Source organism: Treponema sp., from assembly GCF_024696245.1.
Taxonomy (GTDB): Bacteria; Spirochaetota; Spirochaetia; order Treponematales; family Treponemataceae; genus Treponema_D.
Genome location: NZ_JAILGZ010000117.1, coordinates 1 through 5,202 on the forward strand (window position 1 = coordinate 1; position 5,202 = coordinate 5,202).

A 5,202-nucleotide genomic window follows, 5' to 3' on the forward strand; every position below is an offset into this window, starting at 1 on the left:
AGACAGTACCATACTTGGATGAATATTCATTTCATGCCCAAGAATCGTACTTCCTTTTTCTCCTTTTTGGTATTCTTGTACAACTTTAAGTTTGAATTCCGTTGTATATATTTTACTCATATAACCTCCAAAACTGTCCAACTTTTGGGGTTCAGTTCAAACAGCCGACGGCGGCAGCCGGGACGCCCCCTTTAGTATTTCAGAAAATCTCGTTGACAACATATTCTCGATAATTTAAATTAGCTTAAGCGTTTATAACGCAACGGCTATTCTTACTGCCGGAATCTATTTTTCATTTACACAAAAGAGGAGCTTAAAATGAAAAAACTTATTACCCTTGCTGCAGCTGCACTTATTTCTGTAACTGCTGCATTTGCAGAAAATGCATTCCACTTTGGAGCTTATTTTCCACTTTATTCTTATGAAGTAGAAGGTGAAGATATTTCTTCAAGTGTTTATGGTGCATCTGTTGACTATGTTCATATTAGTGACAGTGGTTACACATGGAAGATTGGTGCTGCACTTGGAAATGCAACCAACAGTGATTGCAAGAGTATTCTTAATCAAGATGACCTTACTGGTTTTGATTTTGAAATCGAAGCCGGCTTTGGTGGTTCACTCATTCATGATGACAAAATGACTCTTTCTTTAACCGGAAACATTGGCTTTAGAGTCCAGGTTCTTGAAAATACTGAAACAAACAATTTACTAGGTATTGAAGCAACAACAACTTACGGAGAAGTTATCGGTTTTGCAGGTCCACAGGTTTCTTTTACATATAAAATCTTAGAACATTTAGGTTTCTATGCTGATCTGGGCATCTACTATAACACTGGATATATTATTTACGAGTATGATATTAAAGACAGTTATAATTCAAATGATAGTGATGACAGAGATGTTTCAGGATTCTCAGCTATTCCTAGAATCGGTATCGCACTTGTTTTCTAATTGCTGACAAACTGAATTTTAATAACTGCCCCGGATGAAGTAAGGTTTTTTTAAGTGAACTTCACCCGGGGCTTTTTTTACTCCAGGATTTTCCACCAGCCGGTCTTATTGGACCCAATTCGTTCAATCTTTTCTTTCTTTTCAAGAAGGGCGTAAGCTCTGGTAATGGTAGCTCTTGAAAGTCCTGTTGAATTTGAAAGTTCTTCTTTAGTTTGTCCAGGATTTCTTTTAAGGGCTTCAAATACAAGTTGAACAGAAGATGCTTTTTTATTTTTTACCTTTTGTGAAGAAGCCAGGCTCTGTAAGATTTCTTTTGCTTCCTGAATTCTCTGGGACAGTTTTTCTACAAGAGCTGATTTTTTTTCCTGTGGAATTCTTTTAAGAGGTTTTAAAAAATCTGCATACCACTGATCAATTCCTTCAAGCTTGTCCAGATTTACAGAAGAAGCAATTTTATAAAAAGGAAGTTTACTTATCTGTTCAGCCTGAGTATTAAAAAAGGGTTTTGCTTTTATCTGTCCGGAAGAAGTCATTGCTATTTCAAAATCCATTTCATCTAAAAACATGGTTTTTCCACTGTCGTAAACCGGAGCCAGTCCTTTCCACTGAAGGGTATTTGAGTTGCGGATAAAGCTTATGTTGTAGGAATGTCGGTCCACATTTGCAATAATAAAATCCAGAAGAAGTACTTTAAGCAAATCTTCTTCTACATTGGGAATATTCATCTGACTGCAACGATTTATAAGCTGCTGATAATCGTAAAAGTTTTCTTCAGTTAAATGCAGGTCTTCATAAACGGCATCCATAGGAACCAGTTCACATGTCTGATCCACCATATCAGGGCAGTCACAAAAATATTTTCCAGCCCTTTCCTTAAAAAAATATGGCACATAAGGAATACCCAGGCGCCTGCAAATTTCTGATGCAAGAACTTCGTTCACCGGCTCCAGCTGTTCACTTCCTGTTCCCGCTTTTTCAAGATAGTTAACGCCGCCTTCCCTGTGCCATCTTTTTGCAAGTTCACCATTAGTTGCATTATCCGGTGAAGTGGAATTAGAATTTTTATTCAGGCTTTCTGAATTATTTACCAGCCTGATACCAATATCAGAGTTGTATTCATTTGCAAAGAAATTTATGTCTTCCCAAAAAAGTTTATCCTTTAACTCCAGTGGACAAATCCAGTACTGATCTGTCAGGCTCAGAAAAAAACTTTTTTTTGCAAGTTCATAATTTGAATCAATTCCCAGTTCTTTAAGCGCCTCTTTAAAATTAGGACGAGTTGAAGGGATAAGCCGGTTATTAAGGAAGCGTTCCATTTTTTCGTTAAGGGCATAAAGGTTTTCATCAGAAGCTTTTCCATTTATAAAAAGGGCAACCGGCAAATGCTCTTTATTAAAAACCTTCTGAACTTCGATATAACCTTTTTCTTCCTTATACTTAAGTAAAGGAATGTTCTTTTTATAAAGCAGGTATTCCATTAACAGCCCCCTTTTTATCGGCTCATCTTTACATAAATAATACAATATATAGGCTCAAAAATCCAATATATCGGCTCATATTTATTTAAAAATTGAATTTATCGGCTCAAAATAAGATAAAAAGGGCTGCATATAGGCTCAAATTTACTGTTTATCGGCTCATTTCAATTCCTCCAGAGCCTCAAAGGCGGCTTCGTTCGCTGTCGGCGACTTCCTGTCGCCTTTTCACCGCAGTCGCGGTGCGCGAACATAGTTTATTGCCTGATTATCGTTTTTGCAGTCTTAATATTTTTAAATTCTTGCCCAAACGTTGTTCACTTTATCTAAATCTATCATCTGTGGTACATCCATATTAAAATATAATCGAAAAATACGGATTATCTAACAGATTGCTAAAGTCATCTTTGGTAATTTTCTTCTTAAGAGAAACAATAGAACCATCTGCCTGTACAACATTATACAGGACAGTTCTTTCAGTGTCTCTCATTGCTTCAATCATTGATTTATCAATTAGTCCTTTTGAGTAAAGTTGTTTTAAAAGAAAATCATTTGACTTAAATGATATCGGTACTTGTTGTTCAAGTTTATTGTTTGTATGTTGTAATACTTCTGAAGCTTCATTTTGTGCATCATATGTATCTTTATCATGAGAGAAAATTGTAATTGTCTGTAAGTTAGGATAGAAAATTGAAAGAATGTTTGCCAGAACAGTTATAGAAACTTCTCCTGCATTCTTTTTTCGATCCCCAGTTGTCATAGGCCAATTATCATAAAGCTCTTTTATCCAAACATGGGAATCTTCCAAATCTAATAAATCTTTTTTCTTAACATTCTTATATAAATGTTTTAAGACTTGTGAGAACAAAGAGCTGGAAGCAATGAATAAATCCAGAATAAGTCCTTCTGATTTAATTGAAGGAATCAGGTCTGAAAAATCCGTTTCATTTGATTCTTTTATTTGAATACCTTGAGATATTAAAAGCTGTAAATATTTTTCAGTCTGTTCTGAATTACTAAATTCATTCTTAATCCATGTTGGTATTACAACACAATCATAAATTGTGAATAACTGTTTAGTCTCAATTCCTTTTCGTTCCAAATCCTGAAGAAAACTAATAGAACAATTATCTAAGAGTGCAATATGCTTATAAGTAATTTCTGGGGAAAAAGTTTCAAGGTTTATCATTTTTAACTTTTATTAATCTCTCTTAATTCATTTATTGTGTTTACAAAATATTCCAGATTATCAGAATGATAAGATGCTTCAGGATCTTCTACAATATTCTTTTTTATTTCGGATAAAATCTTATCTGCATTAATTATATTCGATGGAAGAACAAGAGTATTATCCAAACCAAGTTTTTCAAAGCGCTCTGATATATTTTCAATATGTGTATCAAAGTTCTGCTTTATTGCACTTTTGAGTGGTTCATTGTTATTGTTCACCGCTTCTTCATAAAGAGCAATTAAAATAGCTTTGTATGGAGCCTGAAACATTGCCATACAGCGGAAAATTTTATCTTCAAAATCATTATCATCAAGTGAGTTATAATATGAATTAACATCTCCAATAAGCATTTTAGCTGCAAAATATTCAGCTTTTCTTTCTTCCATGTAGTTTTCATTTTTTATTGGATGATCAAAAGATATTTCATCAAATAAAATATGGTAAACTTCATGCCATGCAGCAAAATATTGGTTTACCCGTGGAATAGCTGTATTGATTACGGGAATTTTCTTTCCATTTCTGATATAAATTGCTCCACTCCAATATGTATTATCTCGAGGAAAAAGAATTAAGTTATGTTTTTCAAGAATTCTGAATCCAAGAGTTGCTGGAGAACTAATTTTTAGTGGATTATGATAGGTATGAATATTGTTACAATAATCTTCAATCTTCTGTGAGATATTTTTATTTTCTTTTATAACCCTATCAAGGCATTCCGATGTAATTCTTTCACTCATATATTCCAGATTCCTTTTAATAGCTGCAATAAGTTGAAGCTAAAGCCAAAAGATTTTCAAGCAGATCACACTGCTTCTTTTCCTTTTCAGAAGGAATATAATCTGCAGGTGCATTACTAGAATAAACTGCACTTACCATAGGAGCTGTAACTCTTACTGAATAAAGAGAATCAGGTGAAAGAGTCAATACATCTAAAATTTTTTTAAAGTAGGAATTATATTTTGTTGTGCTTGAACATTCTCCATTAAGAATAGTATCAAGTGTTGGACGAGTTATACCTAACTGTTTAGAAAAAGAAACTTTTGTATATCCTCTATCTCTGAGAACGGTCTTTAATTTTTCAGCTACATCCTGCTGATGAATAAATAAATCCTGAATATTCATAGTCGCCCCTTTATACTCTTATAATATATTGTAAATGTAAAAAAATTCAAGAAAATTATAGTAAAATGTAAAAAAATATTTTACATTCATTATTGAGTTTTAGTGATAAAAAGCAGTTTAAGAAGATGCCAAAGACATTATCTTTTAGGGTAGATGACATTCCCTGTCGCCTTTTCACCGCACTTGCGGTGCGCTCACTGCGCTCCGAGTCCTTACTTGTAAAGACCGACTTTTGTTTAAAATTAAAAAGCTCCGTTATGTAAACGGAGCTTTTGTTCTTTATAGCGAGGGCAGGACTCGGACCTGCGGCCTCCGGGTTATGAGCCCGACGAGCTGCCAACTGCTCTACCTCGCGTCGTAATGTTCAAATATTGTAGGGGAATATATTGGAATTGTCAAGCAAAAGTTTTAATTATTTTTTGT

5 protein-coding genes and 1 tRNA gene are annotated in these 5,202 nt (G+C 34.2%); 1 reads left to right on the forward strand and 5 read right to left on the reverse strand.

Annotation, left to right across the window (positions count from 1 at the left end; all coding sequences use genetic code 11):
* Positions 1-318: 318 nt before the first annotated feature.
* Complete coding sequence (locus tag K6D58_RS08285; protein WP_296829602.1) at positions 319-951, forward strand: hypothetical protein; 633 nt, start codon at positions 319-321, stop codon at positions 949-951.
* Between the two features lie 77 nt (positions 952-1,028).
* Here the strand turns inward: K6D58_RS08285 and K6D58_RS08290 are convergent, their stop codons facing one another.
* The 5 genes from K6D58_RS08290 to K6D58_RS08310 form a co-directional block, all read right to left on the reverse strand.
* Positions 1,029-2,429, reverse strand: a complete 1,401-nt coding sequence (locus K6D58_RS08290) for a HipA domain-containing protein (protein ID WP_296829604.1) — start codon at positions 2,427-2,429, stop codon at positions 1,029-1,031.
* A gap of 352 nt (positions 2,430-2,781) precedes the next feature.
* On the reverse strand, positions 2,782-3,615 hold the full coding sequence (locus K6D58_RS08295) for a hypothetical protein (protein WP_296829607.1): 834 nt from the start codon (positions 3,613-3,615) through the stop codon (positions 2,782-2,784).
* A 2-nt stretch (positions 3,616-3,617) separates the two neighbouring features.
* Positions 3,618-4,394, reverse strand: coding sequence for an ImmA/IrrE family metallo-endopeptidase (locus tag K6D58_RS08300; protein WP_296829609.1), 777 nt, complete (start codon positions 4,392-4,394; stop codon positions 3,618-3,620).
* Between the two features lie 16 nt (positions 4,395-4,410).
* Positions 4,411-4,779, reverse strand: a complete 369-nt coding sequence (locus K6D58_RS08305) for a helix-turn-helix domain-containing protein (protein WP_296829611.1) — start codon at positions 4,777-4,779, stop codon at positions 4,411-4,413.
* A gap of 282 nt (positions 4,780-5,061) precedes the next feature.
* A tRNA-Met gene (locus K6D58_RS08310) sits at positions 5,062-5,134 on the reverse strand.
* Positions 5,135-5,202 lie beyond the last annotated feature (68 nt).

What these genes read in the sequence shown, in the direction of transcription:
- K6D58_RS08300 (WP_296829609.1), bottom strand. Translation starts at nt 4,394, where the DNA reads ATGAGTGAAAGAATTACATCGGAATGCCTTGATAGGGTTATAAAAGAA.
- K6D58_RS08295 (WP_296829607.1), bottom strand. Translation starts at nt 3,615, where the DNA reads ATGATAAACCTTGAAACTTTTTCCCCAGAAATTACTTATAAGCATATT.
- K6D58_RS08285 (WP_296829602.1), top strand. Translation starts at nt 319, where the DNA reads ATGAAAAAACTTATTACCCTTGCTGCAGCTGCACTTATTTCTGTAACT.
- K6D58_RS08290 (WP_296829604.1), bottom strand. Translation starts at nt 2,429, where the DNA reads ATGGAATACCTGCTTTATAAAAAGAACATTCCTTTACTTAAGTATAAG.
- K6D58_RS08305 (WP_296829611.1), bottom strand. Translation starts at nt 4,779, where the DNA reads ATGAATATTCAGGATTTATTTATTCATCAGCAGGATGTAGCTGAAAAA.